Genomic DNA, 20700 nt, shown 5'->3' with positions numbered 1-20700 from the left:
CGCGGAGAAGGCACCAGATCGGTACACGTTGTATCCGCATGATGCCGGTTTGTGGAGCGGACACGGTGCTGATTAAATGAGTTACCGGAACCGGACGATGTACACTGATGTACACTGCGGATGACCCACAAGATCATGTTTCACGAATTGCTGAAAACGAAGCCCTTTGCGCTGCACTGGGCTTGCAAGACAAGACAGCAAGGTCACACACTACGATGACCACAACGCCTTGATCAGGCTTAAGTATTTGGCGGGAAACACTCTTGAAGAGTGATGGTGCCCAGGAGAGGACTCGAACCTCCACGCCCATAAGGGCACTAGCACCTGAAGCTAGCGCGTCTACCAGTTCCGCCACCTGGGCTGTGAGGGCGGCTTGTAAGGGCCGTACCCCTGCTTGTCAATCGGCAAGTGCGACTTTTTTTGATCATTCACAAGGAGCCCTTCACACCCGGCGCACAAAGGTCTAAGTAACTTCGTAAGGAGCGCGGTTTCTTCTCTTGCCCGCCCCATTCAGGATGCGACAGAAGGCATTGCAGGATGTCCACACCACTTAATGGCAAACTCGTCACGGTCTTCGGCGGATCAGGCTTTCTTGGCCGTCATATCGTTCAGGCACTCGCACGGCGCGGGTACTGCGTTCGAGCCGCGGTTCGGCGTCCGGATCTGGCAACACATCTGCAGCCGCTCGGCGCGCCCGGACAGATCATGCCGGTTCAGGCAAATCTGCGCTATCGCTGGTCGGTCGACCGCGCGATCATCGGCGCGGATGCCGTTGTCAATGCCGTCGGCATCCTGGCGCCGACGGGAAGCCAGACATTCGATGCCGTTCAGGGCTTCGGGCCCAGGGCTATCGCGGAAGCCGCGCGCGGGGCAGGACTTTCCGCAATCACCCACGTTTCGGCAATCGGGGCGAACAGCGACAGCAGTTCGGCTTATGCACGCACCAAAGCCGCCGGCGAAGCCGGCGTTCTGGAAACGTTGGCCGACAGCGTCATCCTGCGCCCTTCGATCGTGTTCGGTCCGGAAGATGATTTCTTCAACCAGTTCGCCGAAATGGCCCGGTTCTCCCCGGCCCTTCCGCTGATCGGTGGCGGCGTCACCAAGTTTCAGCCGGTCTATGTGTGCGATGTCGCCCAAGCCGTCGCACAGGCCGTAGACGGTCAACTCCAGTCTGGAGGGATCTACGAACTCGGCGGCCCTGAAATCAAAAGCTTCAGGGATTGCCTGGAAGAGATGCTCGAGATCACGCGACGCTCTCGCGCGCTGCTGCCGATCCCGTTCCCTGTTGCCAGTGCTATGGGAAAAGTCATGCAGCTGCTTCCCGGTGCGCCGCTCACGGCGGACCAGGTGGAATTGCTCAAGACTGACAATGTCGTTTCCGACACCGCGAAGTCAGAAGGCCGTACCCTGGAAGGTATCGGCATCGACCCGGCAAATCTGGCAAGCATTTTGCCGACCTACCTGGAGCGCTTCCGCGAGCACGGACAGTACGACGCGCATCGCGCCGTCTGATTTCAGCTTTGATCTGAAGTCAAAGGCGGGGTTCACCCGCCTTTATTCGTTGTGGCCTCACGTTGCCGCATCGGCAGATATCGCATACGCTCTTTCAGGTTAGGGGGAGCTGATGTCGTTTTTCGCCAAAGTAACAATGCTCTTTGTCGTCTTTGTCGATCTTCTGGGGCAAGGGTTGGTGTTTCCGATCCTCAACAGCCTGATCATGGAACCCGGCACATCGATGCTGGCCAAAGACACGACGGACGCGACGCGGCATTTCAACTACGGCCTGATCATCGGCATTTTCTTTCTCTGCTGGTTTTTCGGAGCACCCTACATATCCAAGCTTTCGGACGTGATCGGGCGGAAAAACGCCATCCTTATATGCCTGTTCGGCGCCCTTGGCGGCTACGCGCTGACTATTGCAGCGCTTTATCTCAACAGCTTTCTACTGCTCATTCTCGGTCGTGCCATTACCGGCCTGACAGCCGGTAACCAGCCAATTGCACAGGCCGCAATGATCGACGGCAGTGTAGATGACGAAGACCGGAACAGGAACATGGGCTATATCATCACCGGTGTCAGTTTCGGGCTGGTCGGTGGTCCGATCATCGGCGGTATCCTGTCCGACCCAACCATTCTGGGAAGCGTGGCGAGTGTCAAACTCCCTTTCTATGCCTGCTTCGTACTGGTTTTGATTGCGATCTTCCTGGTCCTCACCTGTTTCAAGGACCAGCACGACAAGGTCGCGGAACGGCAACCGTTCGTTTTCCGCCCTGCGGAAATTTTCGAGCTTTTGTGGCAGATCAAGAACTATCCGATTGTGGTGCGGTTGACGGTGGTCTTCTTCTTCTTCCACATCGCCAACCTGTCCTTTTACATTTTCGTGGACAATTACCTGACCAGCAAATTCGGTTACGGCACTTTCGGCGGCAGCATGGTGATGCTGACAATCGGCGTCGCGCTTGCCTTTTCGAGCACTTTTCTGGTCGTACCTGCGCAAAAGCGTTTCAGCAAGGAAGCCATCCTCGGAACAACCTTCGTGGTATGGGCCGTTTCTGCCGGTGCGTTTGTGGCATCTCCGGTCGCAATCCTGACCTTCATCCCGGTTTTCTGTTTTTACTTCGTCTTCGGCATCGCCTATCCGACATTTCTCGGACTTTATTCAGCAGCTGTAGGCGACGAAGAACAGGGCTGGGTAATGGGCGTCACCATTGCAATCTTCACACTGGTCGCCGGTGTCATTTCATTGCTTGGAGGGGAACTGATCGGCCTCGATCTGGACATTCCCTTCTTTGGTGTGATCGCTGCCGCGATCATTGCCCTGGTGGTCATGTTCCTTGCCTGGAACAAACCGGAAATCAAGACGCTAACGCGCGTATCCGGCGGCTGACATCTCGATGGCAGCCGCCGGAATTGTTCATTTCCAGAGCTTTGCGCCATACCTGTTCTGATGCAATTCTCTGTAGCCTTGTCCGGTCCGCATGAGGCCAATGTCCTTCAACTCCTCTTCATTCAGATGAGAAAGGGCACGGGCAGTTGCCCGGCGGCGAAAATACCTGCGGAGCTCGTCGGCACATATACGAAGAGCGGTGAACACAATGCTGCGGCTCTGCGCACGGCTGCGGAATACGGTGTCAATCTCATAGCTCATCTCTCATCTCCTCGGGGATCATGTCCGCCGTTTGCCGGCGACAAGGAGACAATGACAGGGCAATCCTGACAGCTGTGAGTCAGGTTTGATCTCGTTCTGTTCCCGGGATATGATTTTTTTTCCGATTAACCCTCTCAGGGCTATTTTTCATGAACCCGATTGAACGCGCGCTCGGCATTCTCCTGCTGCTGACCGGAGGCAAGCTTGTCTCGGCAACGGTGCTTGCCGAACGCTTCCAGGTGTCGCTTCGCACAGTCTACCGGGATATCGACCGGCTGATTGCTCTCGGCGTTCCCGTTGATGCAGAGCGCGGAGCAGAAGGAGGCTACCGGTTGGCGAGCGGATATCTGCAGCCTCCCGTCGCGCTTACGCGCAACGAAACGGCAGCGTTGCTGGCAGCGATGGCACTTGTGCGCAGCAGCAGGACAGTTCCCCTAGCCGACGACCTGACATCGGCCGAAAAGAAGCTGCTTGCCTCTTTGCCGAAGTCCGTTCACGGACTGCTGAAGGAAGCCGACCGGATCGTCGGGATCGAGCCCATACCGCCCGACATTTTTCACTCGGGCACAAAGGCCGAACCGACGGAAGACTGGCAACGGGCTCTCGACGGATTCATGTCCGGCATCCTGGACAGCAAGCGCGTCCGGTTCGAGCATGTCAATCCATCCCGCAATTCGGCCAAGGGGCACGATGTGGAGCCTTATGGCGTCATGTTCGACCGGGATCTGTGGTATCTTGCGGGCCGCTGCGTCGACACCGAAATGGTGAAAGTCTACCGGGCGGACCGCGTGCGCGATCTGGAAATCAGCGGCTTGTTCTTCCGGCCCGACAAGAACTTTTCCATCAAGACCATGCTCGGCGGTGCATGGCTTTCCCAGGCCATGCGCCGGTGGGAACAGGAAGAGGAAATCGCCAAGATCCTGATCACGGCCAAGCAGGCGAAGAAACTGAGCGCGGACTGGTATTATCGCCATGCGGTTTTCACGCCTGCCGGCGAGGGAAAGATCCTTGTCAGCATTCCCAGCACCGACCGAGCCCGTATCCTGCCGCTGGTGCGCTGGCTCGGCCCGGGAGCAGAACTGTTGTCTCCTGACGCGCTACGCCTGGAACTCTCCGAGGAGTATGCCGCGTTGACCGCGCTTTATCGCGCCGGAAGCCCGGTCACGAATTCAACCTAGAAAATAAAGCCCGGCGAATCCCGCTATCCCGACAAAAATCCGCCACCAGGCGAAGGGTGCGAAACCGTGCCGCGAGACAAAGTCCAGCAAGCCCTTGACCACAAAGACACCGGAAATGAAAGATGCAACGAACCCAATCACGATAAGCGTGAGATCATCGGCCGAGAGCACGTTGCGGTTCTTGTAGAGGTCATAGGCAAACGCGCCGGCCATGGTGGGCATGGCGAGAAAGAACGAGAACTCCGCTGCCGAACGCTTGTCGGTGCCCATGAGCAACGCGCCGGCAATCGTCGCACCTGATCGCGAAACACCCGGCACCATGGCCAGGCACTGGCAGAACCCGATCTTGAGACAGAGAGACAACGGATAGTCCATGACGTTTGTGTAGCGCGGTCGCAAGGGCAACCGATCAATCCACAGCAATATTATTCCGCCGACAAGAAGCGTGGTGCAAATCAGCGCAGGCGATTCAAACAGAACCTCCTTGATGAAGCTGTGCAAGAGAACGCCGATCACCGCCGCCGGGAGGAACGCAATCAGAATGCCAAAGACAAAACGCCGGCTGGTCGCATCGCTCGGGAGCGTTACCGCCAATTTCCAGAGCCTGCCGAAATAAACCGAAAGAATCGCCAGAATCGCACCGAGTTGGATCAAAACTTCAAAAGTTTTTCCCGTGCTTTCGAAGCCCAGAAAGTGTCCCAGAAGCAAAATGTGGCCGGTGGACGAAACAGGAATAAATTCCGTCAGACCTTCGACAATTCCTAAAATAAGAGCATTTACAATCGTTTGACCGTCCATTGGATGACATATCTCCGATAGCCGCGATGAAATCTGGCCTGAACAGGCAACATTGACGACTCAGGCAAAATACCTGATCGCTGCCTATTTGCCGGACCGACAAGGCAACGTCAAACCCTTGATAACCATATATGAGGCAAACTGGAGTTCGAATTCTTAGTCTTGCCACAGTTCGGGCTCTAAACCCTTTCATGCTCACGCTCTATCATCATCCCTTTTCACCGTCGTCCCGGTTCGTGCGCCTCATCCTGAGCGAGTACGGCGCGGCGTTTGAAGAACAGCATGTCGACCCCTGGGAACGGCCACAGCAACTGTTGACGCTGAACGCGGCAGGGACTGTCCCCGTACTGGTTGAAAATGAAGGTCCGGCCATCTGCGGTCCGGGACCCATCATGGAGTATCTGGACGAAACAAGGGGCTACGCGCTTTCCGACCGTCGCCTGATGCCTGACCATCCCGAAGCGCGGGCCGAAGCAAGGCGGCTGGTCGAGTGGAGCCTGACGAAATTCGACCAGGAAGTCGTCGGTCATCTCGTCCGTGAACGCATCTACAAGCAGATCATGCCCAAATCCGCGGGCGGCGGCGAACCGGACTCCGCGGCCCTTCGTGTTGCCCGGGCCAACATTCATCATCATCTCAAGTATTTCGGCTACCTGGTTGCCTCGCGCCGCTGGCTGGCGGGTGATCGCCTGTCCTTTGCCGATTTTGCCCTTGCGGCCGAGCTTTCCTGCGCGGATTATCTGGGTGAAGTGTCCTGGAGCAACGAAGAAGATGTCAAAAGCTGGTATGCACGGGTAAAATCGCGTCCCGGCATGCGTCCGCTTCTGAGCGAAAAGGTGCTGGGGATGCCGCCCGCCGCATCATATGCGGATCTCGACTTTTAACAGCTGCCGACGAACTTGGACAAGAAAACCCAAAAGCTCCTGACCGCTCTTGAAGACAAGGCGCAAACCCTCGGTTTTTGCGGGCTGAAAATTGCGCCCGCCGACAGTATCCCGGGCGCGGCAGACCGGCTGCAGGCCTATCTGGACAACGGCTATCACGGAACGATGGTCTGGATGAAAGAGACGGCTACCCGCCGTGCCTCCCCCCGAGCCCTGTGGCCGGACGTCAGGTCAGTGCTCATGCTGGCGATGAACTATGGGCCTGACGATACGCCTGAAAATCATCCGCTTGCACACCTGAACGACACAGGTACCGGCGGTCTTTCCGTATATGCACGCAACCGGGACTACCACGACGTCATCAAGGGCCGCTTGAAGGAACTGGCATCGTTTCTGATTTCAAGAGCCGGAGGAGGTGACGTCAAGGTTTTCGTCGATACGGCGCCGGTCATGGAAAAGCCGCTGGGCGAAGCCGCAGGTCTTGGCTGGCAGGGGAAACACACGAACCTTGTTTCCAGGGAACATGGATCCTGGTTTTTTCTTGGCTCCATTTTCACGACGCTCGACCTGCCGGCCAGCGGCCGCGAAACCGACCACTGCGGTTCGTGCAGGGCCTGCCTGGACAGTTGTCCTACGGATGCTTTCCCGGCGCCTTACCAGCTCGATGCGCGCCGTTGTATCTCCTACCTAACGATCGAACACCCAGGCCCGATCCCGCTTGAATTTCGCAAGGCAATGGGAAACCGGATTTATGGCTGCGATGATTGTCTTGCAGCCTGCCCGTGGAACAAGTTCGCGAGTGCGGCCAACGAAATCAAGCTTGTTGCCCGCAAAGACCTGAACAACCCATTGCTTGCCGACCTCCTCGACCTCGATGACGCCGATTTCCGGAAATTCTTTGCCGGATCTCCAGTGAAACGGATCGGACGCAACCGGTTCATGCGGAATGTCCTGATTGCGGCCGGAAATTCCGGCCAACGCGGTCTCCTGCCGAAAATAGACCGGCTGATGAACGATCCCGACCCGGTTGTCAGAGGCGCGGCGGTCTGGGCGTTTCGACAGCTTGCAGACGAGGGAGACGTTTCTGCCCGAAGCGCAACCAAGTTCGACACTGAAGCTGATGAAAACGTCCGCGCCGAATGGTTAGCCAATACTGGAGGTTTGTCCGCCCCGGAGTCGACCTCGTCACAAGAATGAGCCATAGTCATGGAATGGCCAGCAAGTAACAACTATATCGAAACAGACCGATTGGTTACGGTCCATTCTGATCATCCGATTTGGAGCCAAGACATTGTTTTTTAAGCCTGCATCTTCTTCCAACCCTCATCTGACCGGAAATCGTGCAAGATTTTTGACACTCAGCACCGCGATCGTCCTTCTCTCGGGTACTGCATTTGCCCAGGACACGGGCAAAGCCGCATTCGATGCCTATGTCGAAGGCCTGAACAACCTTGGCCTTGAATTTGAAAACGGAACGGTCGACTACGATGCAGGCAGTGACACTCTCACGCTAACGGACAGCAAGTTTTCTCTGAGTGGCAAGATCGAGGACTTCCCGGCGGAAGAAACGGATGTCACGGGCAATGACGGCGCGACCGACATCGATCCTTCCAAACTGGCGGATATCTCCTATTCGATCGCCATCAATTCAGGGACCGTCACCATCACGGGCCTGACGCACGAAAACAATAAATTCACCTCGACCAGCTGGATCTATTCCGACGACACCCAGATCGTGATTGAAGGTGCAGTGGAAGATGAAGGCCGGCTGAAAATGGATGGCCGTCTGGCTGGCATGAGCGCAACCAACTACGAGTTCGTGCTTCCCGATCTGCCGACGGAAGATGAAAGCCGCAAGGCAAGCCGATGGCTGCCATTCATAAAAGCAGCCTTGCTGACGTCTTATGACGAGGTGAAGGTCGACAATTCAGCCCTTACCATCGAGGCCTATGCCACTGAGGGCGACGCGGACACGCAGGTACTTTCCGGAACGGTCCAGATAGATGGATATCGCCTTGCAGGAGCACGGGATGGAAAGGTTGACGAATATTCGATCAACGGCATGACGCAGGTGATGAGGACGCTTGATGCGGCCTCCGGACAGATGCTGGCGCAAACAACCAGTCAGGGAAAGACTGTCTACAACACCATCGATCTCAACGGATTTATCAATCTCTTCGACCCCTCTGTTCCTGAAAACGGCGAAGAATGGACGCTGATCGGATCCGGGTCCGCGGTCGATTACAAATCGAGACAGGAAGTTGCCGAAGGCTTCGCAGTGCAAATGGAAGCAGAGCGAGCCACTCTTGACAACGTCACGATGATCAAGCGGGACAACAACGTCCTCAGCCTTCTTGATCAGGTCCTGAACAAACAGGCGCCCTCCCCCGAGGAATTGATCACGAACGTGTTCCAGTTCTACCGGTCCTTCGCCATTGGCGATGCCCGGGTCAGCGGGATTTCCGTAATAATTCCAATCGGCCCCGGACTGGAGTCAGCCGTCAAGATCAAGGAAGTGGCGATGACAGACATCGGGTCGGAAGGCATCGGTGAAATGATGCTGGTCGGTCTCGATGCGCCAAAACTTCCGGAAGGGGCTTCGGTCAAGCTGGACTGGGCCGCGATCGGAAACATCGAGTTTGCCGACTACACACCAATGGAAGAAATGATCGGCAAGCTGATCGCAGACCCAAATTACGGCGAGAACAACCCGCTCGAGGTTGCTCGCGCGTTCATACCGAGATCATTCGCGTATGAGGTCGAGGGTCTTGATGTCAACATTCCGGACGTCGGGCGGACCGAAATCGGCAAGGCCGAAATGACGATTTCGACGACCGTGCCTCCGATCCCGACCAGTCTGCACATCAAGAGCGACGGCATCCGGGTTCCTGTCAGTGCAATCGACGATCCGGAGGCACAGGCCCTGTTTCAGGCGCTTGGTCTCGAAACAATCGTCTGGTCAGACGAAGCCCGGCTTTACTGGGATGAAGCAACTCTGGATCTTCGCCTGGAACGGTTGATGCTCGAAATCGAAGGTCTTGGCCGGGCTGAGGCCTCCTTGCGGTTCGCCAATGTTCCCAAAGCCCTGTTCGAAGATCCCGAGGGACAGGGTCAGCTGGCCGCGATTTCGGCCCAGTTCGTTGACGCGTCGATCATCTTCAAGGACGCAGGCGTGACGGCAAATGGTCTCAAGTTCTTTGCCGAAGCACAAGGTCTGCCAGAAAACGTCCTGAGGGAAGCACTGGTTGCACAGGCGGCACAGGCGACCGCACCGATCCAGAATGAAGCCTTCACGAAGATGGTCAGCGACGCTGTGTCGACATATCTGAATGACCCGAAGGAACTGAAAGTGACGCTTTCACCCGCCAATCCCATACCTTTGGCGCAGATCCTCGGCAGCATGGCAGCTCCCCAGACCCTGCCCGATCTTCTGAACGTGAAGATTGAAGCGAACTGACTGAAACAGTTTTTGGAATTGAAAGGGCGGCTCAAGAGGCCGCCCTTTTGTTTGTCCGTTATTCGGCTGCCTGCTGGTGCTCGGCAGGTCCTACGCGCGCGGCACAGAACTTGAACTCCGGGATCTTGCCGAAGGGATCGAGCTGCGGGTTGGTCAGGAAGTTCGCCGGTGCTTCGAAGAAGCAGAACGGGATGAACATCATTCCGACCGAGACATCCCTGTCGGCCCGGAGCGTCAAGGTGATTGCTCCGCGGCGGGTTTCGACCGTCACCTGCTGACCGATTTCCAGGCCTGACATCTTGATGTCGCGCGGGTTCATCGAAACAACCGGTTCCGGTTCAATGGCGTCAAGAACCGTGGCTCTCCTGGTCATTGCACCGGTGTGCCAGTGCTCCAGCAGACGTCCTGTCGTGAGCACAAGCGGAAAGTCCTCATCCGGCAGCTCACTGGGCGGCACGAGGTCCGTCGGCACAATCTTGCCGCGCCCGTCCGCAGTCGGGAAGGAATGGCCGAAAAGGATCTCGTTGCCCGGCTTGTCCGGCGCGTCGGCCGGATAGGTAACGGTTCCGTCGCGCTCGAGCCTCTCCCAGGAGATGTTATTGAGCGAGGCCATGTGCGAACGCATTTCCTCATAGATTGCCGGAACACCGTCATAGGTCCAGTTCAGACCCAGGCGGTTGGCGAGATCGATGAGGATCTGCCAATCGGCACGCGCTTCTCCGGGCAGCGGAACACACGGCCGTCCGATCTGGACCTGACGGTTGGTGTTGGTGTAGGTGCCAAGCTTTTCCGCATGAGCCGACGCCGGCAGGATGACATCCGCATGCCAGGCCGTTTCCGTCAGGAAGATATCCTGAACGACCAGATGCTTCAGCGTGGACAGCGCCTTGCGGGCGTGGTTCTGGTCCGGATCGGACATGGCCGGGTTCTCGCCCTGAACAAACATGGCTTCGATGCCACCGGCGAGAATGTCGTTCATGATCTCGACAACCGTCAGTCCCCGAACCGGGTCAAGCGTCCGGCCCCAGGCATCTTCGTAACCGGCTCGGATATCCTCGTTCCCGACGGCCCGATAGTCGGGATAAAACATCGGAATCAGACCAGCGTCGGATGCCCCCTGGACATTGTTTTGTCCGCGAAGCGGATGAAGGCCGGTGCCGGGACGGCCAATCTGACCGGTGGTCAGCGCCATGGCAATCAGGCAGCGGACATTGTCGGTTCCGTGCACGTGCTGGGACACGCCCATGCCCCAGAAAATGATCGATTTCGCACTGGTTGCATATAGCCTTGCAACTTCACGAAGGGTCTGGGCTTCAATGCCGCAAACGGGTTCCATCGCCTCAGGTGTGAAGTCCCTGATTTTTTCCTTAAGGGCCTCGAAGCCGTCGACATGGGCTGCGATGTACTGACTGTCGTAGAGCTCCTCGGTGATGATCACGTTGAGGATCGCATTCAACATGGCGACATCGGTGCCCGGCTTGAACTGCAGGCCGTAATCCGCATGCCGCATCAGGTCCTGGCCACGCGGATCCATGACGATCAGCTTGCCGCCTTTCTTCGCTGCCTGCTTGATATAGGTTGCCGCGACCGGATGGTTCTGTGCCGGACGCGCACCAATAACGATCATGCAATCGGCATCTTCTGCGGCGTTGAACGGAGCCGTCACGGCACCCGATCCGATCCCTTCTATGAGGGCTGCCACAGAAGAGGCATGACACAGACGCGTGCAGTGGTCGACATTGTTGGTCTGGAAACCCTGGCGGATCAGTTTCTGGAAAAGATAGGCTTCCTCGTTGGACCCCTTGGCAGACCCAAAGCCGGCAACACCTGCGCCACCCTTGGCCTCGAATGCCGCTGTCAGGCCGCCGGCAGCCCTGTCCAGCGCTTCTTCCCAGGTTGCCTCGCGGAAATAGTCGAGGTGATTGTCCCGCGTCATGGAAATGTCGCCGCGTTTGGGCGCGTCGTCCCGCCGGATCAAGGGTTTGGTCAGGCGCTCGGGACTGGAAACATAGTCGAAGCCAAACCGTCCCTTGACACAAAGACGGTTCTCGTTGGCCGGACCATCCCGGCCATCGACCTTGACGATCCTGCCATCCTTGACCGAGACGGACGTCAGGCATCCGACACCACAGAAGGGGCAGACACTGTCGACGGTTTCCTCGGTGAAGATCTCGCGAACCTTGCCGGCCTCATCCAGAAGGCTTTTTTCCATCAAGGCGCCGGTCGGACAAGCGGAAACGCATTCGCCGCACGCAACACACGTGGAAATCCCCATCGGGTCTGCCAGATCGAAGACCGGTGCCGTGTGGGAACCACGGTCCGCCATGCCGATCACATCATTGACCTGAACTTCCCGACAGGCGCGTTCACACAGGTTGCACGCAATGCAGGCATCCAGGTTGACGGCGATCGCCGGATGGGAAACGTCCTGTTCTGGCTTTTCACAGGGAGCGAACCGGCTCTGCGTCACACCGATCGTGTCGGACCATTTCCAGAAGTCGCTTTCCGGGTCCGGGTGTGCATCCCGGCTCGGTTGATCGGCGGCCAGAAGTTCAAACACCATTTCACGTGCCTTGGAGGCGCGTTCGGTCGCGGTCTTGACGACCATACCTTCCGATGGCTCACGAATGCACGACGCTGCAAGTGTCCGTTCACCTTCGATATCGACCATGCAGGCGCGGCAGTTGCCGTCTGACCTGTACCCGGGTGCATCCTTGTGACACAGGTGCGGAATGGCGACGCCTTCGCGCTTGGCAATCTGCCAGATGGTTTCGCCTTCCTGGGCGGTGACGTCCTTGCCGTCGAGGGAGAAAGTGATCTGGCTCATCTTTCGAATTCCTCCGGGAAAAATTTGAGCACCGATGCCACGGGATTGCCTGCCGCCTGGCCAAGACCGCAGATGGACGCAGAACGCATCACTGCATCGAGATCAGCGATCTTTTCCTTGTTCCAGTCGCCGGACACCAGGAGGTGTTCCATCTTTTCCGTTCCTGATCGGCACGGCGTGCACTGGCCGCAACTTTCGTGCCTGAAGAACCGCATCAGGTTCAGCGCCACGTCGCGCATGTCATCCTGATCGGAAAAAACGACGATCGCATGACTGCCGATAAAGCAGCCGTGACTGTCAAGCGTGCCGAAATCGAGCGGTTCGTCGGCGAGCGATGCCGGCAAAATTCCACCCGAGGCGCCGCCCGGCAGATAGCCCTTGAATGTATGGCCATCTTCCATGCCACCGCAGAACTCTGCCAGAAGTTCGTTCATCGTAATCCCGGCCGGAGCGAGTTTAACGCCCGGTTCCTTCACACGTCCGGAGACAGAAAAGGATCGGAACCCCTTGTGACCCCGACGGCCTTGAGACGCGAACCACTCCGGTCCCTTCTCGACGATATCTCGAATCCAGAAGAGCGTTTCGACATTGTGATTGAGCGTCGGGCGCCCAAAGAGTCCGACCTGGGCAATAAAGGGTGGACGGTGGCGCGGCAAACCGCGCTTTCCTTCGATCGACTCGATCATTGCGCTTTCTTCGCCGCAGATATAGGCCCCGGCTCCACGGCGCAGTTCGATATCGATGTCGGTGATGATGCCCGAAATCCGCAGTGCTTCGATTTCCTTCGCCAGAATTTCCAGAACTGCCGGATATTCATCGCGCATGTAAAGATAGATCCGGGCGGCGGAAATCGCATGGGCGGCGATCAACGCGCCTTCCAGCAGGCGGTGCGGATCGTGTTCCAGATGGTAGCGATCCTTGAAGGTTCCCGGTTCGCCTTCGTCTCCGTTGATGGTCAGGTATTTCGGTCCGGGCAGATCGTTGACGATCTTCCACTTTGTGCCGGTAGGAAACCCCGCCCCGCCAAGCCCGCGAAGGCCTGCCTCAAGTACCTTGCCTGCAATCGCAGCCGCGTCCAGTTCACCTGTACGTACCTGTTCGAGCAGCCGGTACCCTCCTTCGGCACGATACTGATCCAGCCCTACGTGATCCGGAATGATCGGAGCGTTCGTGCCTTCATACAAAACCGAACGAACGGATATTTCACTTGCGTTGTCGACGGCACGTTTGCCGACCTGCACTGACGGCGCTCCTGCGCACCGTCCAATACAGGGAACTTTCTGGATCCTGACCTTTGCAGGATCGACGCCATTCTCCAGAGCGGCAGCAAGTGCATCCGCACCCTTGATTGAACAGGCGATGCTGTCGCAGACCCTCACCGTCAACGGTGCCGGCTTTTGCTCATCCTCACGAACGATATCGAAGTGATGATAGAAGCTTGCGACTTCATAGACTTCCACCTGCGACATCCGCATCTCGGCCGACAGCGCCTTGAGGTGGCGGGCCTCCAGGCACCCGTAGGCGTCCTGGATCTTGTGCAGATGTTCGATCAGCAAGTCGCGGCGACGGGGTTCGTCACCCAAAAGCGCCTGAACTTCACTCAGGGCAGCATCTTCCAACTGACGCCCTTTTGGCTGGGACGGCTTTCGTGAAAGCCCCTTGCCGAAAGACATTGGCGTTCCTCCTAAACGTCCGGAACACGCAGCCTGTTCGCGTGTTCCTGCAATGGTCCGGTGTTTAACCGAATGCTTGAACCGCGCACGGTTGCAAAGCTCTCAGTCAATTTGGCCGGATGCTAGCGTTCGAATTATGCCTTGTCTGTTTGAAAAACGACAACGGGACTTCAAATGCTGACGCTTTGAGGATGTCGTGAAAGAGAGATCACGCAGTGAGGTGAGAGAACGCATCAACGACCCGTTCATAAACCGGTCTCTTGAATGGCACGATCAGGCTTGCCAAACGGTCTGCGTGTTCCCATCGCCACGCACCGAATTCCGCCTTGTGTCCTTCCGGCGGTTCCAGAATGTTGATTTCCTCATTCTCACCTTCAAAGCGGTATGCCAGCCATCGCTGCGCCTGTCCGCGGTGCTTGCCCCTTCGGGACTTCCGAACGACTTCTTCGGGATAGTCGTATGCGAACCACTCCGGTGCCTCCTCGAGAAGTGTCACCGATCTCACAGATGTCTCCTCGTAGAGCTCCCGGCGGGCCGCCTGCTCCGGGCTCTCGCCCTTGTCGATCCCCCCCTGCGGCATTTGCCAGGAAAATTCGTAGTTGGATGAGCTTCCACCGTCATCGCGGCTTCCGATCCAGACCATACCATCCCTGTTGATCAACATGATGCCGACACAAGGGCGGTACGGCAGCCCTTCGGAAGGTTCGGGAAATCCCGGTCCGAGCGCAAGCTTTGTCACTTGTTCACCTATCTGAAATTCAAATGCTATCTGTCGATGGTCCCGCTGACAGGCACAAGTTGAAGACCGCGTTGCTCCAGGTCCTGCACCCATTTCTCCAGTTGGCGTACGGTCACCGGAAGTGCGGACCCGGATGCAACGGCCACGCCACGGGATCTTGCAATACCTTCCAGCTGCAACAGTTTCGCGTCAATATTGTCTTCGCGCGGAACTTCATCAAGCACCACATCAACTCCAGCGAAGGGAAGGCGCAGATCGCCAGCCGTTTCAGCCGACAGGCTGCGCGATGAGGTACCGTTGTCGACGAACATGAGGCCGCGAGACTTCAGCTTTTCCAGGAGATATTGCATCGACGGTTTGGTGGATGTGAACCGGGCCCCCATGTCGGGAATGGTACCCACGTAGTTTGTTGCCCGCGTCAGCAAGAATGCCAGCCTGTCCAGCATTTCTTTCGGTTGCAGGCTAACCATGAGCGTATGAGGTCCTGGATCGTTGTCCGGGAAATCAAAGGGTTCCAGTGGAAGCTGCAACAGCAGTTCGTGCCCCTTTGAACGCGCCTGCTGCATCCAGAGATCAAGGTCATCGCCATAGGGAGCAAGCGCGAAAGTTACTTCAGGCGGCATGCGGTCGATGGCATTTTGGGTCCCGGTCTCACTCAATCCCATTCCATTCACAATAATCGCGATCTTGGGAATTGAAGAGAATTCACGAATGACGGGCCGGGAATAGGCATCCAGTGGACGTACGCCGGCATCACTGACTTTCGGAAGAAAACCGTAGTCGGACCTTTCGCTGACCCTCGTATCAGGGTTGGCCGACAGACTGGTAACAGGTTCACCTGTTCCCTTGCCATCGGGACGCTGGACCATTTCATAGCGAGGTCCAAGCAGATCCCGGCCGGATTCAGGTCTCAGATTCGGTCCGAGATCACCTGCAAGACCCGGACGGATTTCAACAACCTCGATATCCTGCGAGGTCACGCCTTCCACCATGGCATCAAGCGGAATGACGGCAACCGGCTCACCGCCCAGGGGATCATCGACAACCGCCAGCCAGATCATCGTTGTCGTGACGAAAACGCTCAATAGTCCGACACCGATAAGACCGAACGGCAGCCTGACCAGCCGCCGTTTGCCCATTCCTAGGGGAGCTGTGAGATCTTCGCTCGACATGTCGTCCTGAGCCTTTTTTCCGGCAGGGCGCCGGAATCAACTTTGTTTTTGGAATACGCAGAACGAGAACGAGAAGGCTGCGCGCCGGCAATGCGGCGCGCAGTCAGACGATTAGTTTTTAACCGCGGCGCTGTCTGAAACCGGCGGGAAAGCGCTGTTGGCCTGTTCACCGCGCAAAAGATCCAGTGCCAGGTTCAGCTGTGTGTCGTCTTCCGGATCCGGCGGGACATATGCCTGGCTGCCAGACTGCTCTTCGCCATCAGCTTCCAGGTGACCGCGCAAACCGGCTTCACCCTTGGTCTCTACACGACCGACAAGCTCTTCGGGCAGTTCCTGAAGGGCTTCGATGTCCGGCACGATCCCCTTGGCCTGAATGGAAGTTCCGGCAGGCGTGTAATACCGCGCCGTCGTCAGGCGGATCGCTCCATTGGCACCGAGCGGAATGATGGTCTGGACCGACCCCTTGCCGAATGACCGTGAGCCGAGGATCGTCGCACGGCGATGATCCTGCAGGGCACCTGCGACGATTTCCGACGCAGAGGCAGAACCACCGTTAACAAGGACGATCACGGGTTTGCCGTCGGTCAGATCACCGGCGCGAGCGTTGTAGCGCTGTGTTTCGTCCGCTTCCCGTCCACGGGTCGAGACAATCTCGCCGCGATCAAGGAAGGCATCGGAAACCGCGATCGCCTGATCGAGCAGACCACCCGGATTGTTGCGCAGATCGATGATGTAGCCCTTCAGCTTGTCTTCACCGATTGCAGCCGTCGTTTCCTCGATGCCCTTTTTCAGGCCGTCGAACGTCTGTTCGTTGAACTGCGTAACGCGGACATAACCGACATCTTCTTCCTCCCGCCAGCGGACGGAACGAATGCGGATGATGTCGCGTGTGATCGTGATGTCGAATGGTTCGGCGCGTCCATCGCGGCGGATCGTGACGATGATGTCGGTGTTGACCGGACCACGCATTTTCTCGACAGCTTCATTCAGGGTCAGGCCCTGGACCTGCTCGCCATCGATATAGGTAATCAGGTCGCCGGCCAGAACACCCGCCTTGGCGGCCGGTGTCTCGTCGATCGGGGAGACGACCTTCACAAGGCCTTCTTCCATTGTGACCTCTATGCCGAGACCGCCGAATTCACCGCGGGTCTGGACCTGCATGTCCCTGAAGCTCTTCGGTGACATATAGCTGGAGTGCGGATCCAGCGATGTCAGCATGCCGTTGATCGCGCTTTCAATCAGTTGGGCGTCGTCCGGAACTTCCACATAGTCTGACCGAACACGTTCAAACACGTCGCCAAACAGGTTGAGTTGCCGATACGTATCCGTCGCTGCCGCATTTGCTGCCACTGACACATTGAGCGGCATCTGGGACATAGTCGTAACTGCCGCAGCCCCCACAAGGGCACCCACCAGCAGCAAGGAAGCTTTCCGTATCATCCGCGAGCCTTTTCTTCTTCTGTGCGCGACCACCAGGGTGTGGGATCGATCGCACGTCCGTCCTTCCGAAATTCAACATATAGGATCGGCTGGGTCGAACCCAAACCGAACGTCGATGCGCTTGCCCACTGGGTTGCGCCCATAACACCAACCGGTTCCCCGGTAAGAACAAACTGCCCCAATTCCGCGTCTATCCGGTCCAGACCGGCGAGGAGCACATGGTAGCCATCGCCGGTGTTCAGGATCAAGAGCTGTCCGAACGAACGGAACGGACCGGAATATACAACCCAGCCATCGGCCGGGGAAGTCACATTAGAACCCGGTCTTGTGGCAATAGATTGTCCTTCAGTCAAACCACCGAATTCATCTTCCTGACCAAAACCCTTGAGCATCGTACCGGCAACCGGCTGCGGCAACCTGCCCCTGGCATCGTCGAACGCAATCGCCGGAGCAATTCTTCCCGGATCCGCGAACGGATCAAAATTGCGCGAGGCATTCCTTTTTGCGGTCAAAGACGCCTGTCGTGACTTTTCAGCCGCGTCCCGTGCGCTTTCGATCTCGACTTCCAGATTTGCAATCAGCTCCTGGAGAGACCCTGCCTGTTCAGCAAGCTCCGCAGCGCGTTCCTTCTCCTCCTTGAGCACCTCAATCGACTTCAGATGTTCCTGTTTTTTGGCGCTCAATAGAAGTTCCAGTCGGGACTTTTCCTCAGCCAATCGCATCGCGTCGCCGCGAAGCCTGTTTTTTTCCTCCGCAATGACCGACTTGAGCCGCTGCAGTTCCTGCAGGTCGGCCGCCAAAGCCTCCGTCTCGACTTTCAATTCCGGCATGACCGCATTCAGAAGAATCGCACTGCGCACAGCCGACAGCGCATCACTCGGGCGCACGGCCAGGGCCGGAGGCGGGCGCTTGCCCAATCTTTGCAGCGCCGCAAGCACTTCTGCGAGAATATCCCGGCGCGCAATCAGCGACAGCCGGACAGCATCTTCATTTTCTCCCAGGCTCATCAGCCGGCGTTCAGTGTCGGTCAGCTCGGTTTCAAGACCCTGGATCGTATCGGACGTACTGATGATCTTTGCATTCAGCGTTTCCCTGTCCCGGTCAAGAGCCCGGATCTCGCGCGCAATGGCAGCCTGGCGGTCCGACGAAACGTCTATATCTCTGGAAAGCGCAGCGAGCTCCTCTTCACGCTCTGTCTTGCGTTCGAGAAACGTATTTATCTCCGAAACTTCGGGCGTGGCCGTTTCAGGCTGCTCATCGAGACTTTCGCTTGAAATTGCAGAGCCGGAGGCAAGCATCAATCCCAGCACAGCCACACTCAAGAACGGGTGTGAATACCGCCGCCTCCCAAGTCCTGGACGCACAGCCATGATGCGATCCGGTTTCAAACTGCTTCAGCTCCCAAAGGTTACCCTACCCTGCGATACACAGACTGCGTTAACGAACCGTTTACTCAAGTGACCGGTTCGTTAAGCCGGCGTCAGGAAACAGCTCCCCTTTCACCGAACCTGTGGTGCCTGTCTTGTCCATCATATCCGTTACGGGGGGAATACGGCGACATACGGGCAAAACCGTGTTTTGCTGCCACATTGACCTTAACAATCGTTCACGTCCCGACTACCGGCAAGCCTGTTTTGATGCTGGAAGTGCGGCGACCGCTCTGTCACATGCCTGAACGCAGGCGAGACGTCGATCAGGCAGTCAGGCAAGGAAAAAGCCCGCGCCGGAGGCGCGGGCTTCATTGTTGTCGGTGTTGTTTCGCTCCAAAGAGCTATCAGGCTGCCTTGCGGCGGCGAGACATTACTGCCAGCGAACCAAGACCGAAGATCATCAGGAAACCGGCCGCAGGAAGCGGTACAACAGCGGAGCCTCCGAAAGAGTCTTTTTCAGTCGCAACGATACCGCCATCGACAAGCGCATGTGTACCGAAGGAGCTGTCGCCTGCTGCGAGACGCTCGAAGGTCACGTCGAACGTGAAGGTACGGTCGACCGAACGATCGTACATGCCTTCGGCTGTGTCACCTACGCAAGCACCGGTATCCGCACCTGTACATACGACGGATACACCGATCTCGGGCAAACCGGCGCCCAGATCGTCGACGGTCACTTTCGTGTACTCGTCAAAGCTTGTGGTAACACCAGCGAGAATCGCATCGACGATGTCAGACGGCGTAGATCCACCGGCAAACGTGGTCCCGCCGACGGCATTGATAGCGCCAGCAAATGAGCCGCCACCAAAGTTCAGACCGATAACATTGACGTTTTCCGCATCAAGAGCGGCTTTTGCGTCCGCACTTGAAACAGGGCTGTTCTTGAAGGACGAATCGCCCAGGACAACAACGAAGCGGTTGGAGCCAGCACGCCAGCTAGCATTTTCCGCGACGCTTTTCAGGCCTTCATTCCCTCTTTCCGCGAAATCGCCGCCATTGTTCGGTACGCCGGCTGCAAACGTGTTGATTTCCGCGATCGTCGTAGCTGCGTTGCCGGTAAGGTCCTGCGTCACGCCATTGAATGCCGGATCTCCGTAAAAACCGGCACCCGTAGTCACGCTACCAAAACCGCCAAGGCCTGTAATGATATTGCTCGCAGCTGATTTGGCGTTTGCGATTGCGCCACCCATGCTGCCTGTCGTGTCGAAAAGAAACATGACGTCCAGCAATGCGCTGGTCGTGCCTGCGGCCTCGATTACGACAGTCTTGCTGATTGTTACCTTGTCTCCCACACCGAGAGTATCGTTGGTGTAGGTGAGCGGCGAGATCGTATCCGCTAAAGCGACACCCCCGAACACGCCCATTGCTGCAATAAAGGTTGATATTCCACGAAACATAGTAGGCTCCCCGTTTGCACTAGCACGCTTCCAATCTGGACTGGCAAACCCCGAAAAACTTGAATAAGCAAAAATCCAAATCGGAAAAATTAATAATATCAAACACGCAAACTTCCATTTACGTGATGTGCACTATAACACAAATCTATCGGAAGATTACAAAAAATTAACGCAAAATTAACATCGAGGTTAAGCCACTCTTCGAATTGAGATTTCTTGTTGTTCTTTTTCTCAAATTCGCTTTTGATCCGTATTCCGGGCTGTTACACTTTATTTGAACCAAGTATGAAAAGCTCGATACACTTTACATATTTCAATATTTTCAAATATTATTTCAATATAGACTTCAAAAATAACCATGATTTCGTAATTTTTTCTTTAACAACAATTAAACTCATTGTTTTTTACTAAATTTACTATTATAGTTACGCTAAATGCAATTTCGCGTTGGAGTTTCCCGCAATTATGCAGGCAAGATTCCGGCACAGACTTCACATCGCTTTGAAGATAACGAAAATTTGAAGAGACCCAGGTGTTGCGATGAGAGATCCAGACTC

The 20700-nt window shown here is 56.6% G+C and carries 15 protein-coding genes and 1 tRNA gene; 6 read left to right on the top strand and 10 right to left on the bottom strand.

The window, feature by feature from the left end:
* Positions 1 to 274 precede the first annotated feature (274 nt).
* Positions 275 to 361: transfer RNA gene (locus LA5095_RS24345), tRNA-Leu, on the bottom strand.
* Positions 362 to 537: 176 nt separating this feature from the next.
* Here LA5095_RS24345 and LA5095_RS24340 point away from each other — a divergent pair.
* Together LA5095_RS24340 and LA5095_RS24335 are read left to right on the top strand one after the other, a co-directional pair.
* Complete coding sequence (locus tag LA5095_RS24340; RefSeq protein WP_055119696.1) at positions 538 to 1512, top strand: complex I NDUFA9 subunit family protein; 975 nt, start codon at positions 538 to 540, stop codon at positions 1510 to 1512.
* A gap of 112 nt (positions 1513 to 1624) precedes the next feature.
* On the top strand, positions 1625 to 2887 hold the full coding sequence (locus LA5095_RS24335) for an MFS transporter (RefSeq protein ID WP_055119694.1): 1263 nt from the start codon (positions 1625 to 1627) through the stop codon (positions 2885 to 2887).
* A 27-nt stretch (positions 2888 to 2914) separates the two neighbouring features.
* Here LA5095_RS24335 and LA5095_RS32160 read toward each other — a convergent pair whose 3' ends face one another.
* Positions 2915 to 3148: a YjiS-like domain-containing protein gene (locus tag LA5095_RS32160; RefSeq protein WP_082442561.1), complete on the bottom strand. Its 234-nt coding sequence runs from the start codon at positions 3146 to 3148 to the stop codon at positions 2915 to 2917.
* Positions 3149 to 3297: 149 nt separating this feature from the next.
* Between LA5095_RS32160 and LA5095_RS24325 the strand changes: the two genes are divergently transcribed.
* The gene (locus tag LA5095_RS24325) at positions 3298 to 4326 is read left to right on the top strand and encodes a helix-turn-helix transcriptional regulator (protein WP_055119690.1); all 1029 of its coding nucleotides are present in this window, start codon (positions 3298 to 3300) and stop codon (positions 4324 to 4326) included.
* Here LA5095_RS24325 and LA5095_RS24320 read toward each other — a convergent pair.
* Complete coding sequence (locus LA5095_RS24320) at positions 4318 to 5124, bottom strand: undecaprenyl-diphosphate phosphatase (protein WP_055119688.1); 807 nt, start codon at positions 5122 to 5124, stop codon at positions 4318 to 4320. The genes LA5095_RS24325 and LA5095_RS24320 overlap by 9 nt on opposite strands.
* Positions 5125 to 5315: 191 nt before the next feature.
* Between LA5095_RS24320 and LA5095_RS24315 the strand changes: the two genes are divergently transcribed.
* The 3 genes from LA5095_RS24315 to LA5095_RS24305 all read left to right on the top strand — a co-directional run bounded on the left by LA5095_RS24315 (position 5316) and on the right by LA5095_RS24305 (position 9465).
* Positions 5316 to 6008, top strand: coding sequence for a glutathione S-transferase family protein (locus LA5095_RS24315; RefSeq protein WP_055119686.1), 693 nt, complete (start codon positions 5316 to 5318; stop codon positions 6006 to 6008).
* Between the two features lie 15 nt (positions 6009 to 6023).
* On the top strand, positions 6024 to 7205 hold the full coding sequence (queG, locus tag LA5095_RS24310) for a tRNA epoxyqueuosine(34) reductase QueG (RefSeq protein ID WP_055119684.1): 1182 nt from the start codon (positions 6024 to 6026) through the stop codon (positions 7203 to 7205).
* Positions 7206 to 7359: 154 nt separating this feature from the next.
* Positions 7360 to 9465: an aq_1923 C-terminal domain gene (locus LA5095_RS24305; protein ID WP_144436133.1), complete on the top strand. Its 2106-nt coding sequence runs from the start codon at positions 7360 to 7362 to the stop codon at positions 9463 to 9465.
* Positions 9466 to 9523: 58 nt separating this feature from the next.
* Here the strand turns inward: LA5095_RS24305 and fdhF are convergent, their stop codons facing one another.
* The 7 genes from fdhF to LA5095_RS24270 form a co-directional block, all read right to left on the bottom strand.
* Positions 9524 to 12292, bottom strand: coding sequence for a formate dehydrogenase subunit alpha (fdhF, locus tag LA5095_RS24300; protein ID WP_055119679.1), 2769 nt, complete (start codon positions 12290 to 12292; stop codon positions 9524 to 9526).
* Positions 12289 to 13965: an NAD(P)H-dependent oxidoreductase subunit E gene (locus LA5095_RS24295; protein ID WP_055119677.1), complete on the bottom strand. Its 1677-nt coding sequence runs from the start codon at positions 13963 to 13965 to the stop codon at positions 12289 to 12291. The genes fdhF and LA5095_RS24295 overlap by 4 nt, the downstream gene beginning before the upstream one ends.
* Before the next feature lie 208 nt (positions 13966 to 14173).
* Positions 14174 to 14704, bottom strand: coding sequence for an RNA pyrophosphohydrolase (locus tag LA5095_RS24290; protein ID WP_055119675.1), 531 nt, complete (start codon positions 14702 to 14704; stop codon positions 14174 to 14176).
* A 26-nt stretch (positions 14705 to 14730) separates the two neighbouring features.
* Positions 14731 to 15876 (bottom strand): divergent polysaccharide deacetylase family protein, encoded by a 1146-nt coding sequence (locus LA5095_RS24285; protein WP_208992842.1) that lies wholly within the window; start codon positions 15874 to 15876, stop codon positions 14731 to 14733.
* Positions 15877 to 15987: 111 nt separating this feature from the next.
* Positions 15988 to 17316 carry a S41 family peptidase gene (locus tag LA5095_RS24280; protein WP_055119671.1) on the bottom strand — a complete coding sequence of 443 codons (1329 nt, stop codon included), beginning with the start codon at positions 17314 to 17316 and terminating at the stop codon, positions 15988 to 15990.
* Entirely contained in the window at positions 17313 to 18686 is a 1374-nt protein-coding gene (locus LA5095_RS24275) for a murein hydrolase activator EnvC family protein (RefSeq protein ID WP_055119669.1), read from the bottom strand. Before LA5095_RS24275 ends, LA5095_RS24280 begins: the two co-directional genes overlap by 4 nt.
* Before the next feature lie 404 nt (positions 18687 to 19090).
* Positions 19091 to 20143: a VPLPA-CTERM sorting domain-containing protein gene (locus LA5095_RS24270; protein WP_082442559.1), complete on the bottom strand. Its 1053-nt coding sequence runs from the start codon at positions 20141 to 20143 to the stop codon at positions 19091 to 19093.
* Between the last annotated feature and the right edge of the window lie 557 nt (positions 20144 to 20700).

This window comes from Roseibium album, assembly GCF_001404515.1.
GTDB lineage: Bacteria > Pseudomonadota > Alphaproteobacteria > Rhizobiales > Stappiaceae > Roseibium > Roseibium album.
Note: the sequence above shows the minus strand (reverse complement) of the source record. Positions and strands in the feature narration are given on the sequence as shown.